Here is a 23,537-nt window from a genome sequence, read left to right as displayed (position 1 = left end):
TCATAACTATTGTAATAGTTCAATAGTAGTACCAACAATTTATATACATATTTTTTACAATAAAATATTATTTTCATCTCTCTTTTTGTTCTTCATCCTTGCAATTAAATCAGGTCTTCTTTTATTGGTGACCTCCATAGCCTTCTGGTTCCGCCAGTTAGCTATTTCTTTATGATTTCCAGATAATAAAACCGATGGAACAGTTAGTCCTCTGAAATTCTCTGGCCTAGTATAGTGGGGATATTCCAAAAGTCCTGAATAGAAGGATTCCTCTTGATAGCTTTCATCCTGGCCTAAAACACCAGGTATTAGTCTAGATATAGCGTCTATTATGACGGCAACTGGTAATTCACCTCCAGTTAGCACATAATCTCCAATAGATATTTCATCTGTTACTAACTCATCAATAACCCTTTGGTCAACGCCTTCATAATGTCCACAAATAAAGACTAAATGCTTCTCTTTAGAAAGCTCCAAAGCTATTTGTTGATTGAAAACTTTTCCTTTAGGGGTACAGTATATCGTTCTTGGTTTTATAGAATCTTTAAATTTTTCAAGGGTTTTTTCATAACAATCAAAGATAGGTTGTGGCGTCATTACCATGCCAGCACCACCACCATATGGGTAATCATCAACTTTTTTATGCTTACTATTTGAAAAATCCCTTATATTTATATATTCAATGGTTAAAAGTCCTTTTTCTTGAGCATTCTTTATTATGCTTACATCTAAAGGTCCTTTAAACATTTCCGGGAACAAGGTTAGAACTTTTATTTCCATTATTCTATCATTCCTTCGATAGGATCCACTATGATTTTACCAGTTTCTAAAGAAATTTCTGGAATAAATTCTTTTACAGCAGGAATCATCAACTCTTTACCTGCTTCATTTTTTATACAATACACTTCATTAGAACCTGCTTGCAGTACATCTACCACTTTGCCTAAATACTTATGGTCTATAGTATAAACATCTAAACCTATAATATCTACTATATAATAGGTGTCCTCAGGCAATTCTCTTTTTTGCCCTTCATCAATTAATAGATATTTTCCTTTGAATTTCTCTACATTATTGATATCATCATGATCTTTGAAGGCAATAATTATATCCTTAGGCCTATACTTCACATTGGAAATGTGAAATTTTTCCTTGTGCCCTTCTATATATACATACTCCAGCTCTTCAAACCGCTCATCATAATCAGTTAGAGAAAAAACCTTTATTTCACCTTTAATTCCATGCGTATTTAGTATTTTTCCAACTTTTAAATATTTCATCTAATTTACACCCTTTTAAAATAATTATAACCATTTATTTTAAATCTACTAATAATTTATTTCGATCTATGTTTTTCTATCAATAGACTAGATGTCGTGAAATAAGGATTAGGAGAACCTAATCCTTGTGAATTAAATAATTTCAACAATAACTCTTTTATTATCTTTCGTAGCGGCTGCTTTCACTACTGTTCTTATTGCTTTGGCAATTCTACCTTGCTTACCAATAACTTTTCCCATATCTTCTGGGGCTACTTTTAACTCTACAATAATAGACTGGTTACCTTCAACCTCAGTAACAACTACTTCTTCTGGATGATCTACGAGTGCTTTAGCAATAATTTCCACTAATTGGCCCATTTGTATACCCCCTAGTTTAAAAGATTATTATTCAATAATCCCATTCTTTTTAAACAAATCTTTTACAGTATCAGTAGGTTGCGCACCGTTGTTTAACCACTTTGTAGCTTTTTCATTGTCTATTTTTACTTCCTTTGGTTCGGAAACTGGATTATAGTATCCTATTTCTTCAATAAATCTACCATCTCTAGGAGCTCTAGCATCAGCAACTACAATTCTGTAGAAAGGCTTTTTCTTAGCACCCATTCTTTTTAATCTAATTTTTACTGCCATTTTCTCACCTCCTTTAAATAGTCAAAATCTATCTTCCAAAGAAAGGAAACTTAGGTTTTCCTCCCTTTTTCATTGTTTTTTCCATATCGGCAAACTGCTTCATCATTTTTCTTGTCTGGTCAAATTGCTTTATTAATCGGTTGACCTGTTGAACGGTTGTACCACTACCCTTAGCAATTCTTTTTCTTCTACTACCATTTATAATAGCTGGATTTTGTCTTTCTTCCCTTGTCATGGATTGAATAATAGCTTGTATATAAACCAGCTCCTTTTCATCCATTTCAAGATTTTTTAGTTGTTTTCCACCAGCACCGGGAATCATCTCCATTAATTGACTAATAGGTCCCATGTTTTTTACTTGCTGTAATTGCTCTAAAAAATCTTCAAAAGTAAACTGTTGATTTTTCATTTTGCTGTGGAGCTCTTTTGCTTTATTTTCATCAAAGGATGCTTGAGCTTTTTCTATTAGGCTTAGAACATCTCCCATTCCAAGAATCCTAGAAGCCATCCTGTCAGGGTAAAAAGGCTCTAAATCCTCTAGCTTTTCTCCTAAACCCACAAACTTGATTGGTTTATGGGTTACTGTTCTTACAGATAAAGCAGCTCCCCCTCTGGTATCTCCATCTAGCTTAGTTAATATGACACCATCAATCCCTAGTTTCCCATTAAATTCCTCTGCAACATTCACAGCATCTTGCCCTGTCATGGAATCAATCACCAGCAAGATTTCATGGGGCTTTACAATAGCCTTTACACTTTGTAATTCCTCCATCAGCTCCTCATTGATATGAAGCCTTCCTGCGGTATCAATAATGATAATGTCGTTACCATGACTTATACCATGCTCTACACCTGCTTTAGCAATATCTACAGGACTTAGTTTGTCTCCCATAGTAAACACAGGAACATCTACTTGATTACCAACCACCTGCAGCTGTTTTATGGCAGCTGGTCTATAAATATCTCCTGCAATCAACAAGGGTCTTTTCCCTTGCTTTTTTAATAATCCTGCAAGTTTCCCACTAGTGGTGGTTTTACCTGCCCCTTGCAAACCTACCAACATAATAATAGTAGGTGGTTTAGATGCAAAGGTTAATTTGCTTTGGGTTTCACCCATTAGGGATGTCAATTCTTCATTTACAATTTTTACTACTTGTTGTCCAGGGGTAAGACTTTCTAATACGTCTACTCCCACAGCTCTTTCTTTTACTTTTTTAACAAAGTCTTTAACAACTTTAAAGTTTACATCTGCTTCTAGAAGCGCTAGCTTTACTTCTCTCATAGCTTCCGATACGTCTTTTTCGGTAAGCTTTCCTTTACCCTTCAGTTTCTTTAGGGTGTTTTGAAGCTTTTCAGCTAATCCCTCAAAAACCATCTTTATTCACCTACCTAGAGGATTGAATTATTTAGTAGCTCGTCAAACAATGACTTCATCATCTTTATTTCTTCCTTTAACTCTTTCTTGGATGAATCCAATTCTATCATTTCTTCTAGCTGTAATACCTTTTCTTTTAGTTTTTCTATACTAGCTATTTTAGAGTTAAATAGACCAAATAGCTTTAGTTTTTTTTCATAATCGTAGAGTATCTTTTCTGTTCTTTTAATGGTATCATATACCGCCTGCCTTGATATCTGCAATTCCTGTGCAATTTCTCCAAGGGATAAATCTTGATTATAATATAAATCAATCATATCTCTTTGTTTTGCAGTAAGAAGTTGATTGTAAAAATCATAGAGCATAGATATTTCAATTTTTTTTTCTATCATAGCAGCACTTCCCATATTATTGGTGTAAAGCTCTTTTGCTTTACACTAGAATTCTATACTAAAAACTATTTAGTGTCAAGTATTTTTTATTGACAGTTCTTTACTTATTCTTCTCCAAACAGTGCTTTAACAAAAACACTAGCATTGAATTCCTGTAAATCTTCCATTTTTTCACCTACTCCAATTAGTTTTACAGGGATATTTAACTCTTTACTAATTGCAATAACAATTCCGCCTTTGGCGGTTCCATCAAGCTTTGTCAATACTAGACCAGAAATATTGGCAACTTCTTTAAAGGTTTTGGCTTGTTGTATAGCATTTTGACCAGTGGTAGCATCTAAAACCAGTAGCACTTCCTTTACTGCTTGGGGGAATTCCCTTTCAACAACTTTAAATACCTTTCCTAATTCATTCATCAAGTTTTTCTTGTTATGCAAACGTCCAGCGGTATCGCATATTAATACATCCATTTTTCTAGCTTTTGCCGCTTGTATTGCATCGTATATAACAGCAGCAGGATCAGAGCCTTCTTGATGTTTAATAACATCAACACCTACTCTGTCTCCCCATATTTTCAATTGATCAATGGCTGCTGCCCGAAAGGTATCTCCTGCTGCAAGTAATACCTTTTTCCCTTGACCTTTCAATTTATATGCAATTTTTCCTATAGAAGTTGTTTTCCCAACGCCATTTACACCTACTACCAGTATAATTGATGGTGAGGATTCTGTATTCAAGTCTGATGAAGATAGTTCATTTAGTGTTGTAGTTAGTTTTTCTTGAAGCAATTCTTTTATTTTCTCTGGCTGGGTAATCTTCTGTACTTTTACTGCATCCCTTAATTCATCAATAACTTCCATAGTGGTGTTTACACCAATATCTGCAGTGATTAATATTTCTTCTAATTCTTCAAATAACTCTTCATCTATCTTTTGATAGGATTTTATTAATATATCTACCTTATCAGTGATACCTTTTTTTGTTTTGGATAACCCTTCCTTTAATCTTGCAAATAAATTTATTTTTTCAGTTGGTTCCTCTTCTAATGCATTGTCTTCTTCTAACTCATTGTCTTTTTCTAATTCATTGTTTTCTTCTAATTCTTCCTTCTCAAGAGGTAATAATTCTTCAACCATCTCTGGTTCTTCCATTATTTCTTCTGGGGTAATTGGACTCTCCTCAGTAATTTCATCGATATGGAGTTCTTCCTTTTCATCCTCCATAATTACGTCTTCTTGATTATATTCTTTTTCTTTTTTGTCTGTTGCCTCGTTTTTATTATTTAACTTTTCCCATAGTTTTTTAAACACCTATTTTCCTCCTAACTAGCGATTTCTTTATCCATATCATCTGTAAATTTAACAGATACAATTTTCGATATGCCTTCTTCTTCCATTGTTACCCCGTATAGTGCATCTGTGCACTCCATTGTACCTTTCCTATGGGTAACAACAATAAACTGAGTATCACATGAAAGCTCTTGAAGAAACTTTGCAAATCTAGTGACGTTAGCATCATCGAGAGCAGCTTCAATTTCATCTAAAACACAAAAGGGGCTAGGTTTAACTAATAAAATACCGAATAATAGGGATATGGCCGTCAAGGCTCTTTCGCCTCCAGATAGTAACGATAGATTTTGCAATTTTTTTCCTGGGGGCTGAGCTATGATCTCTATACCACAATTCAAAATATTTTCTTCATCTTCTAAAACCAACTGTCCTTTTCCTCCTCCAAAGAGTTTAATAAACACTTCATTGAAGTTTTTCTTTATCTTAGCAAACTCTTGAAGAAATTGCTTTTCCATAATGGTTTCCATTTCTTTGATTACTTTTAATAGAGCTTGCCTAGCCTTTTCTAGGTCATCCTTTTGTTGATGCAAAAACTCGTATCTTTCTTTTATTTTTTCATATTCCTCAATTGATTCAAGATTGATATGCCCTAGAGCTTTAATTCCATCTTTTAATGTTTTTATTTCTTTTGCCACATTTGTATGGTCAGAAATATCTTCCTGCATGTCTTTTGCATTATTATAGGTTAATTCGTACTCCTCCCATAATTTGTTATAAAAGGTTTGTTGCTGCATTTCTAATCTTGTGCATTTCACGTCTAATTTATAAGCACCTTCATTTAAATCTTTTACTATTATTTCAACTTGGTTTAGCATTTCTTTGCTTTGTTTTTGTAATTGGATAAGATTTTGCTTGCTGTCTCTTAGTTTTTCTATATTCCTTTGGGACTTAGAAATGTTAAGGAGTAAATTTTCTAGCTGTTTCTTATTTTTTAAAAGTTCATCTTCCAAATTATTATATTCTTGATTGCTTTTCTTTATTTCTTCATTCTTTTGTAATATCTGCATTTCGTTTGTTTTAATAGTTTCTTGCAAATTTACAATCTCATGTAGTAATGCCTTTTTTTGTTCCTTCATGGAAGCTAGATTTATTTTATCTTTTGTTATTTCATCATTGAGATTTTCTATTTCTTGCTTGCCTTTTAGCAGATTTTCCTCATAATCAACTAATATTTGTTTGGTATTTGTAATCTTTTCTTCCAACAGCTTTACTTCTTGACCGATAATATTAAACTTAACTAGTGTCTCTTCCTCTGCTTTTTTTAGTTCTATTTTCTCTCGATTCAAGAGCTTTATATAATTGGTGGTTTGATTGTTTTCTTCTTCAGCCTGTTGAATTTTACTTATTATTGTAGCCTCTTGAATTCTTTCTTCTTGTTGTTTCTCATTCAATTCTTTTAATTCTTCATCCAATTTATTAATAGTATTGGTGGCTTTATGACTTTTTTCTTGTAATACCTTATAGTCTTTATCCATGAATTCTATAGCTTCAGACAATTCTTCTAATTCTCTTTTCCTCCCCAATATACTATTACCCTTCAAAGCAGAACTGCCACCAGTGAGAGACCCTCCAATGTTTAATACGTCTCCAGCTATTGTGACTATTTTAAATCTATAATTTAAGGCTTTTGCAATCTTTACTCCTATATCAAGATCAGGTACAATTAGCACTCTAGACAATAGATTAGAAAAGACATTGATAAATTCAGTATCATAATTAATAACATCTATCGCTGTCTTAACATTACTAAATCCTTTAATAATTTTCATTTCCTCTTGATTAATAAACTTTTTTTGCATGGCAGTAATAGGGAGAAATGTTACTCTACCTAAATTATGCCTTTTTAAATAACTTATCAATCTTTTAGCATCTTCTTCACTTTTTGTAACTATGTTTTGTATACTGAAACCTAAAGCTGTTTCTAAAGCTACTTCATATCCTTTAGAAACTTTTAATAGATTTGCTACAACACCATAAACATCTTTTCCTAGTACATTATCTTTCTTGCATGCAGTTAGAATGTTCTTTACACTTTTGTTATATCCATCATGTTCCCTTTCCATCTCTTCAATAAGATTTTTCTTAGAACGTTTATGCTGAATTTCCCCTTTGATTTTTTCTATCTTTTTGTTAAGCTCTTTGCTTTCCCTTTCCATAGTGGTTTTGTTGTTTATTGTTAGTTCTATTGCTTTGTTTCTTTCCTTTAGACGCATTTGTAATTGGTTTAAGTTCTGCTGAAGATCATTTAGTTTTCTGTGGCCTTCTTCGTTTTTACTCTCTAAGTCCTGGATCTCCTTATTTATCTGCTGTATTCTTTGTTCCATAGTCTGAATCAATGTTTTTAAACTATTACTTTCACTTTTTTTATCAGAAATATCATTTAAAGTTTCTATGATAAATGACTTTGACTTTTCAATATCTTCTTCTTTCAATGTCTTTAATTGATTGACACCTTGATATTTTAATACCTGCTTTTGTACTTTTCTCTCTAAATCCTCTAGCTCTATATCTACTGTTTTTAAATGTTGTAGCTTATCCTCTAAATCCTTAGTATGATTAGTAATAATTGTTTTAATATCGCTAACCTCACTATTAAGTCTAGCTATATTTTCATTATAGTGTAACAATTTCTCTTGGTTTACGCTTATTTCTCCTTCTTTTTTTCCAATTTCTTGTTGCACTTTATAAAAATCATTTTGATGATTAGCAGTTTCTTCTTCATTCAGATCTATTTGTTCTTGAATCTTTTCAAAATTTTTCACATGATTTTTCTTTTCTATTTCTTGTGTAGATAAAGATTTTTGTAACATTTCCATTTGTTCATGTACATGTTTTAACTCTTCATCTATTTTATCAATCTCTTTAATAAACAGATTGACCTCTAGTCTTATCAGGGTTTCCCTTAATTGGCTATACTTTTGAGCTTTTATGCTTTGCTTTTTCAAAGGCTCCAGTTGATTTTCTAATTCCTGTAATATGTCTGTTACCCTAATTAAATTATCTTTTGTAGTAGTTAATTTTTTCTCTGCATCATTTTTTCTGTGCTTATACTTAATGATTCCCGCAGCCTCTTCAAATAGTTGTCGCCGATCTTCTGATTTACTGCTTAATATTTCATCAATTTTTCCCTGCCCAATGATGGAGTATCCATCCTTGCCTATCCCAGTGTCCATTAACAGCTCCCTAATATCTTTTAAACGACAAGCTGATTTGTTTAAATAGTATTCACTTTCCCCAGAACGATACATTCTCCTTGTGATGGTGACTTCTTCATATTCAATTGGTAGTAATTGAGAGCTATTATCTAATGTTAAAGAAACCTCCGACATACCTAAAGGTTTTCTGTTGCTGGTTCCAGCAAAAATAACATCTTCCATTTTACTACCTCTTAAGGTTTTGACACTTTGCTCTCCTAGTACCCATTTAATGCCATCAGAAATATTGCTCTTACCACTGCCATTGGGTCCAACCACGCCTGTAACACCTTGATCAAAATTCATCTCTATTTTATTGGCAAAGGATTTAAATCCATATAACTCTAATTTCTTTAAATACAAAAGAATCCCCCCACACTTGCTTTCAAATTACCATAGAATCATTTTACCAAAAATGCTGGTTTTTCTCTATAGTAGTTTGGCCAACTCAGGCTATGTATCAATTTTTATTTCTATCTCATCTATTCTCAAATCTATAGATTTCTTAATACTGACTTTAGAAAAATTATATTTATCCAAGATATATATCTTATTGCTTTGTTTAAATCCTGAAACCTTGGATACTGCACTAGGATGACAAAAGATGATTAACGCATCCGTATCATTTATGCTTTTCTCTTTTATTTTTTCTTCTATTATATCCTTATATATTTCTGACTCCACGATTTCCCTAAATGCAGGATGATATGGTCCTGCTATCACTGCTTTTCCATAAGTTATTTCTTCTGTAGTTTGTAGGCCCAATCTAATTACAGGTATATTGTTCTTTTTAAATAGTAGTAATAGTTTTTTACATATATCTACAGAGCGTTGTAATGTAAAAGGAATGTATTCGCCTTTATCATATAATGTTTCTAAATATGTGTCTTTAATAACAACAGTTGGATAAATCCTTATAAAATCAGGTTTCAATTGAAGAAAATCCTCTGCTGTTTTCATTATAGAAGCTTCATTATCTCCCAGCAGCCCCACCATCATCTGTAGACCAAGCTTGAAATTATGTTGTTTTATAAGTTCAACCGCTTCCAATACTTCTTTCCTTGAATGGCCCCTCCTATTTAATGATAAAACCTCATTATCAGTAGATTGTACTCCTAATTCAATAATAGAAACATCATACTCATGTAATAGATCTAGTATATCACTATTTATATAATCTGGTCTCGTTGAAATTCGAATATCCTTCAGAAGTCCTTTAATTTTATATTCAGATGCCGGTTTCAATAAGTCAGCTTGCACATTTTTAGGAAGTCCTGTAAAACTTCCTCCATAGTAGGCTATTTCAATGAACCTAGCAGTTTTAGGGAATAAATTTCTATAGGTATCTATAATCCTATAGACATCTTCTTGTGTACTATCTACAACTTTTCCTGCAATTCTCCGCTGATTACAGAAACTACAGTCATGTGGACATCCTCTGTGGGGTATAAATATCGGAATAATATACTTTTTCATGCTTACCTTAACCTTTCTTGATAGCTTCCTCTGCTGCTCTTTGCTCAGCTTCTTTTTTACTTTTCCCACTTCCTCTTCCTATGACCTTATCTCCAATAAGAACTTCTACATCAAATTTTTTATTATGATCGGGGCCATATTCCTTGACAACATGATAAGTAATCTTCTTGGAAGTTTTACTTTGTAATAGTTCTTGAAGCAGCGTTTTATAATCTCTAAATAAGATACCTTTACTGGCAAGCTCTATACTTTCTAAGAGGTAATGAAGGATAAATTCCTTTGCACATTCTATACCCCCATCAATATATATCGCTCCAATAATGGCTTCAAAAGCATCTGCTAATATGGATTCTCTCTGCCTTCCACCAGTAAAGGCTTCTCCTTTACCTAAAAACAAAAATTCACCAAGTTTAATTTCCCTTGCCTTTGCAGCTAAGGAAGGTTCACAAACTACATTAGCCCTAACTTTTGTCAATTCTCCTTCAGGAAGATGATTGTACTTTGAAAATATATACTCACTTACTACTAAGCTTAGGACAGCATCACCTAGAAACTCTAGTCTTTCATTGTATTTGATTTTTTTGTTCTTTGATTCATTTGCAAAGGAGCTATGTGTTAAAGCTTCCCTTAAAATTTTACTATTTGTAAAATTATAGTTTAGTATTTTCTGAAGAATCATAATTTGGTCATCGGTATCCCTGTTTATGTATGTCATTTTTTCCCCTCCAATGGCTACTTGGATTATTTATATAGTATTTTTAGTTTCGAATAGAAAGCTCTTTTATATACAACTACAAAATAGTTTTTCATTAAATCCAATAACATTTTACTATATATAAGTGCTTTAATGCAAAACAATTATACAAATTGAAGGATTTCTATAATTATTTTACTAGACCTTCAGAAAACAAATCCTCATCATTTGGAAAACCCAGCACCTTAACGTAATTTTTATACGTTATGGTTACTGGGTTTTCTCCTCTGTCTAGGTAAAAGATATTTTCCTCTGACTAAATTTTAAACTGAGTACTTTTTAAATACAATTGTTGCATTATGTCCACCGAATCCAAAGGAATTTGATAAAGCATAGTTAACAATTTTTTCTCTTGCCTCATTTGGAACATAATCTAAGTCACATGCTTCATCTGGTGTTTCATAATTAATAGTAGGTGGTACGATATTATTATATATAGCTAGTACACATGCAATTCCTTCCACCCCACCAGCAGCGCCTAATAAATGACCTGTCATGGATTTTGTTGAACTGACGCATAATTCTTTAGCGTGCTCTTTAAAAACCTTCTTGATAGCCATTGTTTCAAATTTATCGTTATACGGTGTGCTGGTACCATGGGCATTGATGTAATCAATATCCTTATAGGTTATCTCTGCATCATTTAAAGCATTTTCCATTGCTCGGGATGCTCCCTTGCCTTCCGGATCTGGAGCAGTAATATGATATGCATCAGCACTCATACCATAGCCGACAATCTCACCATAAATCCTTGCACCTCTGTTGACAGCATGCTCTAAATCTTCTAGTATCAGCATTCCTGCTCCTTCTCCCATAACAAATCCATCTCTATTTAGGTCAAAAGGCCTACTAGCTTTTTTAGGATCTTCATTGAAGGTAGACATGGCCTTCATTGAGGCAAACCCTGCTATTGCCAGAGGGGTAATAGAGGCTTCAGTACCGCCAGTAATCATAATGTCAGCATCTCCTCTTTCTATAACTCTAAAAGCTTCTCCAACTGCATTAGTAGAAGATGCACAAGCAGTTACTACGGTACTATTAGGGCCCTTTGCATTAAAAAACATAGACACATGTCCAGAACCTATATTTGTAATCATCATAGGTATGAAGAATGGACTAACTCTTTTGGCCCCTTTATCTATAAGCCTTTGATTTTGCTCTTCGAAGGTTTCTATTCCACCAATTCCTGAACCAAGAATTACACCGAATCTCTCTGTTTCAATCTCTTCTACATTTAGTTTCGCATCATTTATTGCTAATTGGGAAGCAGCAATCGCAAATTGGGTGAATTTATCCATCTTCCTAGCTTCTTTCTTATCAATATATACTTCTGGATTAAAATCCTTTACTTCAGCTGCAATTTTAGTTGGATAATCTGATGTATCAAATTTTGTTATTAGATCAATGCCAGAAACTCCTGATGTTAACCCTTTCCAAAACTCATCCTTACCTGTCCCTATTGGAGTAACACAACCTAATCCTGTTACAACGACTCTTCTTTTCATATTGCCCTCCTTTACTAACGTCGCCTGTTAATCCCTCTGATCAGGATTATCAGACTTATAAATTCTTTTCTACATAGGCTACAATGTCACCGATATTTTTAAAATGTTCAGCTTCGTCATCTGGAATTTCTACCCCAAATTCATCTTCAATGGCCATTATTATTTCTACAGCATCCAATGAGTCTGCCTCTAAATCGTTAATTAACGATGTTTCCTTCGTAACAGTTTTCTCATCCTCTACCCCTAATTGCTCAACAACGATTTTAACAATTTTTTCAAATACCATTTTAAATTCCTCCTCAATAGTTTTATATTGCCATTCCACCATCAACACTGATGATTTGACCAGTGATATAGTTTGAAAAATCACTACTTAAAAACAATACTAGCTTTGCTACATCCTCAGGCTGTCCATATCTTCTAAGAGGTATGTTCTCAATTAATTCATTTTTAATATCCTCAGATAATACAGCTGTCATATCAGTATCGATGAATCCTGGGGCAATGGCATTTACATTAATGTTTTTTGTGGCAACTTCTTTAGCCACAGATTTAGTAAATCCTATAACTCCAGCTTTTGAAGCAGAGTAATTAGCCTGACCTGCGTTCCCTGTAATTCCTACTACTGAAGATATATTTATTATTTTTCCAGATTTTTGTTTCATCATCTTTCTGATGACAGCTTTCGTGCATAAGAATACTCCGTTTAAATTAACCTCCATTACCTGCTGCCAATCCTCTTCCTTCATTCTTAATAATAAATTGTCTTTTGTTATTCCAGCATTATTCACTAGAATATCAATAGTCTCAAAGTTTTCCTCTGCTATTTTTATCATATTTTTTACATCATCAGATTTGGTCACATTACATTGGACAGCATAGGCCTTAACGTTATAGGACTCCATTTCCTTGACAGTTGCTTCCGCTGCCGCCTTATTACTAGTATAGTTCACTAAAACATTAGCACCATTTTTTGCAAGTTCTAGGGCTATTGCTTTTCCTATTCCTCTAGACCCCCCTGTCACAATTGCATTTTTTCCTCTTAAATCCAAACATATCACTCCTTATTAAATTATGGGTAATGCCTTTAAGCTTTTCATATCTTCTATACTATATACATCTACCTTTTTATCTAAACCTTTAGCTATCCTTTTAATAAAAGAAGCTAAAGTTTTACCAGGACCTATTTCAATAAAGGTATCTACTTCTTGTTGCAGCATTAGTTCAACGGAATCTTGCCATAATACCGATTTGCTTACTTGGTTTACCAATGAATCTATTACTTTTGTTTTACAATCTAAGATTTTAGCTTCTACATTGGTTACTACTGGAATCTTAGGAGTGTGTATTGTCAAACTTTTTAGATCTTCCTTCAGCTTTTCACCAGCCGGTTTTAGTAAGCTGCAATGAAAAGGAGCACTTACTGGTAATAAAACAGCTTTTTTAGCACCTAACTCTAGTGCTTCCTTAACTGCCATTTTCACTGCTTCTATTTCCCCTGAAATAACAATCTGTCCTGGACTATTAAAATTAGCAGGTTCTACAATGCCATAATCTCTGCAGTTACTTAAACAATTTTCCAGTTGCACTCTATCTAATCCTAGTATAGCCGCCATCACACCAACACCTACTGGTACCGCTTCTTGCATATATCTTCCTCGATTTTTTACGAGTTTTACAGCAGCATTAAAGTCTAACACATTAGATTTAACTAATGAACCATATTCACCTAAGCTTAATCCTGCTGTTATTTCACATTCTACGCCTAATTCTTCCATGGTTCTTAGAATAGCAATACTTGTGGTTAATATAGCAGGCTGAGTATTTTCTGTTTTAATTAGCTCTTCATCAGGACCTTCGAAGCATAAGGCTTCCATATTTATTCCTAAAGAATCGCTAGCTTCCTCATAAATTAATTTAGCTGTCTTAAAGTTATCTGCAATTTCCTTACCCATGCCCACATACTGGGACCCTTGACCTGGAAACACAAAAGCAGTTTTGCCCATAATGCTATTCCTCCTTAACTTAATACCTTTAATCTTTCTACTTGCGCCTTAGCTTGGTGAATTATCTCATCTATAATAGCTTTACAGGGCTTGATGTCCTTTATCATAGCAGCTACCTGCCCTGCCATTACAGAGCCGTTTTCTACGTCTCCTTCCACAACTGCTTGTCTCAATCTCCCTACACCTAACCTTTCTAATTCTTCTGGTGCTATTCCTTCCTTTTCCATCCTAATAAAATCTTTTACAAACTTATTTTTTAAAACCCTTACTGGGTGTCCTGTACTTCTGGCAGTAACAACAGCGTCTCTATCCTTTGCCTTTAAAACCATTTGTTTATAGTTGTCATGAACCGTGCACTCTGTAGAGCATAAAAATCTTGTCCCCATTTGTACACCTTGAGCTCCTAAGGACAGCGCTGCAATAAAACCTCTCCCATCTACAATTCCACCGGCAGCTATTACAGGAATATTAATTTCATCTGCAATCTGAGGCACCAATGCGAAGGTTGTTAGCTCTCCTATATGCCCCCCTGCCTCTGTTCCTTCCACAATGACTGCATCTACTCCTAAGGCTTCCATTCTTTTGGCTAAAGCCACTGAAGGTACGACTGGGACAATCTTACTGCCTATTTCCTTCAGTTTGGATATATATTTTCCTGGATTACCCGCTCCAGTTGTAACAACAGGAACTCGATGTTTATAAATAACCTCCATTACCTCCTCTAGGAAGGGAGATAATAGCATCACATTGACACCAAATGTTTTGCCAGTCAGTTTTTTTGTATTTATTATTTCCCTCTCCACAACTTCTGCCGGGGCATTTCCTGCTGCAATAATACCTAATCCTCCAGCATTAGAAACAGAAGCAGCTAATTCTGCTGTTGCAACCCAAGCCATTCCCCCTTGAATAATTGGATATTCGATGTTGAGTATTTCACACAATTCAGTACGCATCATTTATATCACCTTCTCTATAAGATTACTTGCACCATTTCATCACTGTTGAGCCCCAGGTCAATCCACCACCAAAGGCTACTAATACAACAGTGTCCCCCTTTTTTATACATCCCTTCTTTAATGCTTCATCTAGTGCCACTGGCACTGATGCAGCCGACATATTTCCATACTGCCCGAGGTTCACATAAACCTTTTCCATAGGAAGCTTTAATCTTTTGGCCGCTGCCTCTATAATCCTTATGTTTGCTTGATGGGGTACCAAATAATCGATCTCATCCAAACTTATGTTACTCTTCTCCAACGCCTTTAAAGCAGCCGTACCCATCACACGAACTGCAAATCTAAACACTTCATTTCCGTCCATTCTTATACAGTGTAAATTTTCATCAATATTCGCAGTGTTACTAAGTGTTTTGCTACCTTCTGATGACAGAGTTAAGTATTCACCATTTCTACCATCTGAGCCTAAATATGAGGATAATATTCCCATTCCTTCTTCAACGCGCTCTAATACAACTGCTCCAGCTCCATCTCCAAACAAAACGCAGGTGTTACGATCTTGCCAATCAACAACCTTTGACAATATTTCACTTCCAATAATTAATGCATTTTTATAAAAACCTGTTTTAATAAATTGTTCCCCCATTGTCAAAGCATATACAAATCCAGTACAAGCTGCAGACATATCAAAGGCAGAAGCATTTATAGCACCTATGTTTTTTTGTACAATGCATGCAGTGGATGGAAAAGCCATATCTGGAGTGGCAGTAGCAAGAATAATTACCTCTATATCTTCAGGGGTAAGTCCTGCATCATGGATTGCCTTTTCTGCAGCTTTTGAAGCTAAGTCAGAAGCAGCAATTTTATCCTCGACAATTCTTCTGGCACCAATTCCAGTTCTAGTTTTAATCCATTCATCAGAGGTATCCATGATTTTTTCTAAATCCTGATTGGTTAAGATTTTTTCTGGTAAGTAACTTCCTGTTCCCGTGATGCCAACACTAAATAATTTATTCAATCCTATCCTCTCCTAGCTGACTAATTTCCTTCATGATTTCTTCTACTACCTTGTTTTCTACAAAAGCCTTGGCTTGTCTAATAGCGTTTTTTATAGCTTTGGCATTTGAACTGCCATGAGCCTTAATAAGATTGCCCTGAACCCCTAAGAAAGGTGCTCCACCATATTCTGTGTAATCAAATCTCTTTTTAAAATCTCTGAGTCCAGGCTTTAAAATTCCTGCAGCTAGTTTACGTAATGAATTTTTAGTAAACTCTTCTTTTAGGTTTTGAAAAATTGTTGCTGCTATACCTTCTGTTAATTTTAATATTATATTTCCAGTAAACCCATCACAGACAATTACATCTGCATATCCTGAAGGTATATCTCTAGCTTCTACATTGCCAATAAAATTAAAATCTGATTTTTGACAGAGTTTGTAGGCTTCTTTAGTAACATCATTACCTTTTCCCTCTTCTATCCCAATATTTACTGTGCATACTTTTGGATTATGCACCTTCAATATTTTTGAAGCATAGATGTTACCCATCAAGCCGAACTCTAAAAAATTCCTTGGTTTGCAATCAGAGTTTGCCCCCCCATCTATTAGCACAGCTCCCCCAGTTGTTGTAGGAAAAACAGGTGCTAATGCCGGTCGGTCAATTCCTTTTATTCTTCCTAATACAAATAGTCCTCCAGCTAGTAAAGCCCCTGTATTGCCGGCTGAAATGAATGCATCTGCTTTATTTTCCTTTACTAATCTTAGTCCAACCACCATAGATGAATCTTTTTTTCTCCTAATTGCAGCGACTGGTTTATCTTCATTGGTTATTTCTTCACTACAATGAATTATTTCTATATATTCTTCTGGATAATCATATTTATTTAATTCACTTTGTATTAAATTCTTATCTCCAGTTAATGTAACTTTTATACAATAGGCTTTAACAGCTTCTATAGCTCCCGGTACAGTAACTGCAGGACCATGATCTCCCCCCATTGCATCTAGAACGATTCTCATTGTATCCCCCCTGGTTTCTTATCAATTACTACAAGGATAAATTTTCCTCTAAAAACTTGGATTTGGTTTACTTTAATTCTGACATGAACAAAATGATTATTACCTCTAACTCTAACTACCTCTGCTTTTGCTACTAGTTTATCTCCAGCATTCACTGGATTTAAATACTTGATATTTGATACTCCTGTTAAAGCAACCTCTGCATCAATCACTGCCATAGCTAATGATTCTGCTTGAGAAAAAATATGATGTCCTCTAACAATGTTGGTTTTGCTAAATGCCATCTCCTGTGAAGTTTCTAAAATAGAAATACCATTTACACCTAAGTTTAAATCAATTAATTCACCTACTATTTCTGTCCCAATAATACTTCTCACTTTTTTATAGTTTTTTTCTGCCACATTTTTAATTCTTTCTCTTAGCTCTGGTATTGCCAATTCTAATCTGTCTAAACGTATAGTTTGTATACTGACATTAAATTTAACAGCTAAATCTTCATCTGTTAAAAATGGCTCTTCTTCCATCAGCTCAATTAATTTTTTTTGGCGTACTGTTTTCTTTATCTTTCCCGATGGTTTCAATTTTATCACCTCGAAATTAGTACTAAAAATTAGTACCTGATACTAATAATAAGTGTATATTATTTTATATGAAAAATCAAGTATATTATCTCTATTATTTTATCTTTATTAACTTTTATTATGAAATTTATATTTTAAAAATATTTTGTGTATTTCTAAGCTTTAAAGTCTAATTTATTTATAGGAAAAGCTTTCACTCCATATTTAATAAAACAATAAAAGCAATAAAAAATAGTAATGTGTTCACATTACTATTTTTTATTGCTTTTTATTCATTTACTGAAATAACCTCTTTGTTTTTGTAGTATCCACAGTCTGGACATACACGATGTGATAATTTAGGTTCGTGACATTGTGGGCATTTTACATATCCTGGTGCTACATATTTTGAATTAGATGCCCTTCTCATATCTCTCTTAGATTTACTTGTTTTACGCTTTGGTACTGCCATGCTTAACACCTCCTTAATCTTGTTGAAACAATTCTTTTAGCTTAGCTAATCGAGGATCTATATCATGATCAATATCATTATTTTTCATATTGCATTGACATGATTCTGAATTTAAATCTAACCCACAAGTTTTGCATAAGCCTTTACAGGCTTCGTTACATAGAACTCTCATGGGAATACTAGTTGTAATCTGCTCTTTAATAATTTTATCAAAATCTAAAATATTATCATTACAAACAATGATATCGTCGGAATCATCCTCTTGGATTAAAATTTCTTCTTCCACTAATTCCACATTAATACTGGTCTTTAAAGAGTGTAAAAAGAAATTCAAACATCTTCCACAGGTTACTTCTAATTCTGTTTCTAATCTGCAGGTTAAAAAGATTTTTTCACCAACGCTATATAATTCTCCTAGAACTTTTACAGGTTTTTTAACTTTAAAGATATCGCCATAATAATTTATACTATCAAGATTTACATGAAAATCTAAAGTAACTTTATTATGTTCTTCTCTTTTTAAGGTGTTTAAATCAAACTTCAAAATTCTCACCTCTATTTAGTTATACAATCATAAGATATATTATAATAAATATTTCTTTATTATGTCACCAAAATTGATTATACAAATCAACGGTAAGTTTGTCAAGTATTTTATCTTGATACCTTGTTTATTTAACCTTTAGAATCTCTAAATAGGATATTATGCTATGATTTGTGATACAATTCATTATACCTTATAACAGTTTTTAAAGCTATACTTTTCTATTATACAAAAGCAATACAAGAGTAAAGGTAGAGAAGCTTTTTCCCTACCTTCAACTTCATTATCCTACTAAGGATTTTGTTTCTCTTGCAATCATTAATTCTTCGTTTGTCGGAATTAATAATACTTTTACTGTAGAATCCGTTGTTGTTACATCTGCTTCTTTTCCTCGAATGTTATTCTTTTCATCATCTATCTTTATTCCTAAGAATTCTAATCCACTACAAATTGCTTTCCTGGCTATAGCTGAATTCTCACCTAAACCAGCTGTAAATACTACTGCATCTACCCCACCCATTTCCGCAGCATAAGCTCCCATATACTTTTTAACTCTTTGATAATATAAATCTAAAGCTAATTGAGCTCTTTCATTGCCTTGGTCAGCAGCATCCTCAAGATCTCTAAAGTCGCTGCTTACACCTGATACTCCTAAAACTCCAGATTTTTTATTCATAAGGTTATTTACTTCTGCAATGGTTAGATTTTCTTTGGCCATCCAGTAGGCAATAATAGCCGGATCTAGATCTCCACATCTAGTACCCATTGCTAATCCTTCTAATGGAGTAAAGCCCATGCTTGTATCTACAGACTGTCCATTTTTAACAGCGGCAATACTAGCTCCATTACCTAGATGGCAAGTAATAATATTTAAATCTTCTAGTGACTTTCCTAATAGCTCTGCTGCCTTCATGGCTACATATTTATGAGATGTACCATGAAAACCATATCTTCTTATTTTATATTTTTCATACAATTCATAGGGTAATGCATACATATAGGATTCCTTTGGCATAGTTTGATGAAAAGCTGTATCGAAAACTCCTACCATAGGTACATTAGGTAATATCTCTTCACAAGCATAAATTCCCATCAGATTTGGAGGATTATGTAATGGTGCTAATTCAGAGCACTCTTCTAAAACAGATTTTACTTCTTCATTAATAATCACAGATCCTGAAAACTTCTCTCCTCCATGAACAACTCTATGGCCTACAGCTGTTATTTCTTCCATTGATTGTATGGTACCGTATTCCTTGTTAATTAATGCCTCAAGTACAATCTTAATAGCTGCCTTATGATCCTCCATTCTTTCTTCAATGACAGCCTTTTCTTTCCCAATTGTTTCATGCTTTACAAAAGAACCTTCGATTCCTATCCGTTCCGCTATACCTTTAGCTAATAATTCTTCATTTTCCATGTTAATCAATTGATACTTTAGAGAAGAGCTTCCACAGTTCATAACTAGTACTTTCATCTTAATAAAATACCTCCTTATGTATTAAAATTTGAACAAACTTTCATAAAACACTAAAAAATCTCTTAACATTTCAATAATAATAAATTTTGAGTATTATTTCAAGGTTTTCTATGATTTTTTATAAAATACAATCACTATGATACAAATTGTTTATTCACTATTAATTTTTTTTCTGATATTATGATAAAATTAATTATCTAGATTCAATTACTAAAATAACCTTATTTGCTTTAAAGTATACTAGAAAAAACATAATCCTTAACTAAAGTGGGTACCTTCTTAATATTATAAAAATAGTTTTGAAAATGTTTAGTATATATTATTTATTTTGGAGGTTTATTGTATATGAAGATATTAGGTTTAGTTACAGAGTACAATCCCTTTCATAATGGTCATTTGTATCATTTGAATAAGTCTAAAGAAATAACAGGTGCAACCCATACTGTGGCCGTCATGAGTGGTAATTTTCTTCAAAGAGGTGAACCTGCATTAATTAATAAGTGGTGTAGAGCAAAAATGGCAGTAAGATCTGGTGTTGATTTAGTTATTGAACTTCCTACAGCTTATGCCTCTTCAACAGCTGAACTGTTTGCTTTTGGTTCAATAAGCCTACTGCATAATCTAGACATCATAGACTGTATCTCTTTTGGTAGTGAACATGGTGATATTGATGCTTTAAAAATTATTGCAGATATATTATCTACTTCTCCTCCTAGGTTTAATGATTATCTAAAGGTTCATTTGAAATCAGGTGTTCCTTTTCCTGTGGCAAGAACACAGGCTTTAATTGATTTTTTAAAAATGTCATCTTTAAGCAATAAGGATAAATCTCTTGTAGATATAGAACCAATTATGAATAATCCTAACAATATTTTATCCATAGAGTATCTAAAAATGTTGAAAAAATTAAAAAGTAATATTGTCCCGTATACCTTGGCACGGATAAAAGCTGCTTATCACTCAACAGAAATCAATTCATCTATTTCTAGTGCAACAGCTATTAGGGAGCATCTGAAGTCTAATAAATCTCTGGAGGATCTAATTAAGGTGATGCCACTTTCCTCTTATGATATTCTAGCGGCTTCCTATCAGGATAATATCGCACCTGTTTTTAAGGAAGACTTCAGCAATACTATTATGACAATCCTAAGACGTGAATCTCCTAGTAGCCTAACTAAGTATTTTGATGTAAATGAAGGATTAGAAAACAAAATCTATCAATGTGGTCTTACATGCAATTCCATAAATGAGCTTTATCATTGTATTAAAAGTAAACGATATCCTTTGACCCGTATACAAAGGATTTGTATCCATCTCCTTCTGAACCTGAAAAAAGATGACCTTATGGAGTTTACTTCTGAAGGCGGTCCTCAATATATAAGAGTGCTAGCTTTTAATGATAAAGGTCGAGAGATTTTAAAATGGTGCAAATCTCAATCTAAGCTACCTATTATTAATAAAATAAATCAATATATACCTCAAAATTCTACAGCGGAAAAATTATTGAATTTAGATATAAGGGCCACAAATATATACACTTTAGGGATAAATAACCCGAATTATGCATGTAAGCCTTTAGACTTTTATTTAAGTCCTTATTACTATAAAGAGTAATGCTGTATAATCTACTATTTATTCCCCTCTTTCATGAGAATATATATTTTATATTCAAATATATATTTATTAGGTTGCAATTATTATAACCTAATTTATACTGAATCTGACTTTAGGGGGAGTATTATGCTTTTTAGATTTGTACTATTATTTTTAGTAGGGATGGTTGCTATTATATGTTTTTTAAACAAAAAGAATTTTAGGAGATTCCAAAAATATTTTCCACATTTCTTATTGATACTTATTGTATTATTATTGGTTATTTGCATTATTCTTTTTCCAAGTGAATCTGTTAAAGCTGCTCACAATGGATTAAATATATGGTTGTCTGTAGTCTTGCCAGCTTTGCTCCCATTTTTCATTGGATCAGAGCTTTTGGTAGGCTTGGGAGTAGTTAAATTTGTGGGGACACTCTTAGAACCCATTATGCGTCCTCTTTTTAATGTGCCTGGTGAAGGGTCCTTTGCATTTGCCATGAGTGTAACCTCTGGTTATCCAGTAGGTGTGAAAATTGCTACTGGCTTACGCGCTCACAAGATGATTTCTAAAATTGAAGCGCAACGTTTAGTAGCTTTTTGTAGTACTTCAGGACCGTTATTTCTAATTGGTGCTGTATCCATAGGTATGTTTAAATCTTCTGAAATTGGGATTTTGTTGGCTTTATCTCATTATCTATCTGCTGTTATCGTTGGAATTCTTTTTAGATTTTATAAGAGGTCTGATACAGAAACAGTATTATCTTCTAAGAAAAACTATAACAATGGTATAATTAAAAGAGCATTCCTACATTTAAGAGCTAGTAAAAAAACAAATACGTCCTTTGGTATTCTATTAGGAAACGCCGTTAAAGAATCTATTAATACGATGTTGATGATCGGAGGATTTATTATTCTATTTTCTGTTATTATCAACATCTTAGAAATTATTGGACTTATCACTTTTGTTTCAAATATTATTTTCATTTTATTAAAGCCTTTTTCTATAGATTTTGCCATCATTAAAGCCTTGCTGACGGGTTTATTTGAAATAACGATAGGGTGTAAACTAGCGGCAGATACCATCAGTGCCTCTCTTATTAATCGTATCGCTGCTGCTGCCTTCATTATTGGTTGGAGTGGGTTTTCTATTCATGCGCAATCTATAAGTATTCTTAGTACTACTGACATCAATCCTTATGTTTATATCTTTTCAAAACTCCTTCATGGACTTTTTTCCTATATCTTAATTCTTCTTATTTATCCTATATTTACTTTGTACTTTACGATTACTTCTCCTACTTTTCACAATTATGGAGAAAGCTATTGGTGGGGAGACTTTTTTAACAGCTTTAAGTTATCAATGGAGTTATTTGTTATAATATTGATTTCTTTATTATCATTTTCTTTACTATTTGGTTTTTTCATTTTCGTAAAAAATGTTTTTCAAAAGCATAAAACAAACCGTCTATAAAATCTTACAAAAAAAGGGATGATTTATTTCATCCCTTTTAATTCACTTCTATTATTATGAATAGTTTCAGCTACTTCCTTTAAGGTATTTTCTACCTGTAATAATAAGTCATCTGCATAGTCTCTAGCGCCTAATCGCATTTCCTTAGCTCCTACTTGGGCCTGTATAGTAATTTCTTCTGCCTGTTTTCGAGCAATTTTAGTAATTTCATCTTCCTCTACCATGGCTGCAATATGTTCGTTAGCTTCTTGAATAATTGCATCTGCTTCTTGCTGTGCCTCCACCAGAATTCTTTGCCTTTCCTCTTTAATCCATTGTGCCTGTTTTACTTCGTCTGGCAGGTGTATTCTTACTTCTTTAATAATCTCTAGCACTTCTTCTTTATCTATTAGTACTTTTTGTGCAAAAGGAATTGATGAGCCACTTTCTACTATTTCTTCCAATTCTTCTAATAATTTTAGTACGTCCATATTATATCCC

The 23,537-nt window shown here is 33.3% G+C and carries 24 protein-coding genes; 2 read left to right on the top strand and 22 right to left on the bottom strand.

The genetic code is table 11. From position 1 onward, the window contains the following. Window positions 1-54 precede the first annotated feature (54 nt). The 21 genes from trmD to BMX10_RS00760 all read right to left on the bottom strand — a co-directional run bounded on the left by trmD (window position 55) and on the right by BMX10_RS00760 (window position 19,991). On the bottom strand, window positions 55-780 hold the full coding sequence (gene trmD / locus BMX10_RS00860; protein ID WP_090437914.1) for a tRNA (guanosine(37)-N1)-methyltransferase TrmD: 726 nt from the start codon (window positions 778-780) through the stop codon (window positions 55-57). After that, on the bottom strand, window positions 780-1,280 hold the full coding sequence (rimM, locus tag BMX10_RS00855) for a ribosome maturation factor RimM (protein WP_090437912.1): 501 nt from the start codon (window positions 1,278-1,280) through the stop codon (window positions 780-782). Before rimM ends, trmD begins: the two co-directional genes overlap by 1 nt. A gap of 132 nt (window positions 1,281-1,412) precedes the next feature. Continuing rightward, window positions 1,413-1,640: a KH domain-containing protein gene (locus BMX10_RS00850; protein WP_090437910.1), complete on the bottom strand. Its 228-nt coding sequence runs from the start codon at window positions 1,638-1,640 to the stop codon at window positions 1,413-1,415. A 27-nt stretch (window positions 1,641-1,667) separates the two neighbouring features. After that, a complete protein-coding gene (gene rpsP, locus BMX10_RS00845) occupies window positions 1,668-1,913 on the bottom strand; it encodes a 30S ribosomal protein S16 (protein WP_090437908.1) in 246 nt (81 codons plus the stop codon). 28 nt (window positions 1,914-1,941) lie between these two features. Next, entirely contained in the window at window positions 1,942-3,288 is a 1,347-nt protein-coding gene (gene ffh / locus BMX10_RS00840; RefSeq protein WP_090437906.1) for a signal recognition particle protein, read from the bottom strand. A gap of 14 nt (window positions 3,289-3,302) precedes the next feature. Then, entirely contained in the window at window positions 3,303-3,680 is a 378-nt protein-coding gene (gene ylxM, locus BMX10_RS00835) for a YlxM family DNA-binding protein (protein ID WP_090437904.1), read from the bottom strand. 104 nt (window positions 3,681-3,784) lie between these two features. Beyond that, window positions 3,785-4,990, bottom strand: a complete 1,206-nt coding sequence (gene ftsY, locus BMX10_RS00830) for a signal recognition particle-docking protein FtsY (protein ID WP_090437902.1) — start codon at window positions 4,988-4,990, stop codon at window positions 3,785-3,787. 11 nt (window positions 4,991-5,001) lie between these two features. Further along, the gene (gene smc / locus BMX10_RS00825) at window positions 5,002-8,586 is read right to left on the bottom strand and encodes a chromosome segregation protein SMC (RefSeq protein WP_090437900.1); all 3,585 of its coding nucleotides are present in this window, start codon (window positions 8,584-8,586) and stop codon (window positions 5,002-5,004) included. A gap of 90 nt (window positions 8,587-8,676) precedes the next feature. After that, window positions 8,677-9,768, bottom strand: coding sequence for an elongator complex protein 3 (locus BMX10_RS00820; protein ID WP_244272578.1), 1,092 nt, complete (start codon window positions 9,766-9,768; stop codon window positions 8,677-8,679). Then, window positions 9,707-10,414, bottom strand: coding sequence for a ribonuclease III (gene rnc / locus BMX10_RS00815; RefSeq protein ID WP_090437898.1), 708 nt, complete (start codon window positions 10,412-10,414; stop codon window positions 9,707-9,709). Before rnc ends, BMX10_RS00820 begins: the two co-directional genes overlap by 62 nt. Before the next feature lie 302 nt (window positions 10,415-10,716). Continuing rightward, window positions 10,717-11,958, bottom strand: coding sequence for a beta-ketoacyl-ACP synthase II (gene fabF, locus BMX10_RS00810; protein ID WP_090437896.1), 1,242 nt, complete (start codon window positions 11,956-11,958; stop codon window positions 10,717-10,719). A 55-nt stretch (window positions 11,959-12,013) separates the two neighbouring features. Further along, window positions 12,014-12,244, bottom strand: coding sequence for an acyl carrier protein (acpP, locus tag BMX10_RS00805; protein ID WP_090437894.1), 231 nt, complete (start codon window positions 12,242-12,244; stop codon window positions 12,014-12,016). A gap of 22 nt (window positions 12,245-12,266) precedes the next feature. Next, window positions 12,267-13,010 carry a 3-oxoacyl-[acyl-carrier-protein] reductase gene (fabG, locus tag BMX10_RS00800; RefSeq protein WP_090437891.1) on the bottom strand — a complete coding sequence of 248 codons (744 nt, stop codon included), beginning with the start codon at window positions 13,008-13,010 and terminating at the stop codon, window positions 12,267-12,269. Window positions 13,011-13,025: 15 nt separating this feature from the next. After that, on the bottom strand, window positions 13,026-13,964 hold the full coding sequence (fabD, locus tag BMX10_RS00795) for an ACP S-malonyltransferase (protein WP_090437889.1): 939 nt from the start codon (window positions 13,962-13,964) through the stop codon (window positions 13,026-13,028). Between the two features lie 14 nt (window positions 13,965-13,978). Continuing rightward, window positions 13,979-14,920, bottom strand: a complete 942-nt coding sequence (fabK, locus tag BMX10_RS00790; RefSeq protein ID WP_090437887.1) for an enoyl-[acyl-carrier-protein] reductase FabK — start codon at window positions 14,918-14,920, stop codon at window positions 13,979-13,981. Between the two features lie 22 nt (window positions 14,921-14,942). Continuing rightward, the gene (locus BMX10_RS00785; RefSeq protein ID WP_090437885.1) at window positions 14,943-15,938 is read right to left on the bottom strand and encodes a beta-ketoacyl-ACP synthase III; all 996 of its coding nucleotides are present in this window, start codon (window positions 15,936-15,938) and stop codon (window positions 14,943-14,945) included. Further along, on the bottom strand, window positions 15,931-16,938 hold the full coding sequence (gene plsX / locus BMX10_RS00780; protein WP_090437882.1) for a phosphate acyltransferase PlsX: 1,008 nt from the start codon (window positions 16,936-16,938) through the stop codon (window positions 15,931-15,933). Before plsX ends, BMX10_RS00785 begins: the two co-directional genes overlap by 8 nt. Further along, window positions 16,935-17,519: a transcription factor FapR gene (gene fapR / locus BMX10_RS00775; RefSeq protein ID WP_090437880.1), complete on the bottom strand. Its 585-nt coding sequence runs from the start codon at window positions 17,517-17,519 to the stop codon at window positions 16,935-16,937. Before fapR ends, plsX begins: the two co-directional genes overlap by 4 nt. A 268-nt stretch (window positions 17,520-17,787) precedes the next feature. Beyond that, window positions 17,788-17,970 carry a 50S ribosomal protein L32 gene (gene rpmF / locus BMX10_RS00770; RefSeq protein ID WP_090437878.1) on the bottom strand — a complete coding sequence of 61 codons (183 nt, stop codon included), beginning with the start codon at window positions 17,968-17,970 and terminating at the stop codon, window positions 17,788-17,790. Between the two features lie 13 nt (window positions 17,971-17,983). Then, on the bottom strand, window positions 17,984-18,514 hold the full coding sequence (locus tag BMX10_RS00765; protein WP_170834623.1) for a YceD family protein: 531 nt from the start codon (window positions 18,512-18,514) through the stop codon (window positions 17,984-17,986). 283 nt (window positions 18,515-18,797) lie between these two features. Then, window positions 18,798-19,991: an acetate/propionate family kinase gene (locus tag BMX10_RS00760; RefSeq protein ID WP_090437874.1), complete on the bottom strand. Its 1,194-nt coding sequence runs from the start codon at window positions 19,989-19,991 to the stop codon at window positions 18,798-18,800. A gap of 348 nt (window positions 19,992-20,339) precedes the next feature. On the opposite strand from BMX10_RS00760, the gene BMX10_RS00755 reads away from it, so the two are divergent. Further along, window positions 20,340-21,608, top strand: a complete 1,269-nt coding sequence (locus BMX10_RS00755; RefSeq protein WP_090437872.1) for a nucleotidyltransferase — start codon at window positions 20,340-20,342, stop codon at window positions 21,606-21,608. 126 nt (window positions 21,609-21,734) lie between these two features. Further along, window positions 21,735-23,057: a sporulation integral membrane protein YlbJ gene (gene ylbJ / locus BMX10_RS00750; protein WP_170834622.1), complete on the top strand. Its 1,323-nt coding sequence runs from the start codon at window positions 21,735-21,737 to the stop codon at window positions 23,055-23,057. A gap of 23 nt (window positions 23,058-23,080) precedes the next feature. Here ylbJ and BMX10_RS00745 read toward each other — a convergent pair whose 3' ends face one another. Then, window positions 23,081-23,527: an ATPase gene (locus BMX10_RS00745; RefSeq protein ID WP_170834621.1), complete on the bottom strand. Its 447-nt coding sequence runs from the start codon at window positions 23,525-23,527 to the stop codon at window positions 23,081-23,083. Between the last annotated feature and the right edge of the window lie 10 nt (window positions 23,528-23,537).

Source organism: Natronincola peptidivorans, from assembly GCF_900111615.1.
Classification (GTDB): Bacteria; Bacillota; Clostridia; order Peptostreptococcales; family Natronincolaceae; genus Natronincola_A; species Natronincola_A peptidivorans.
The sequence above is the reverse complement of the archived record's forward strand: the minus strand, read 5'-3'. Positions and strand labels throughout refer to the sequence as shown.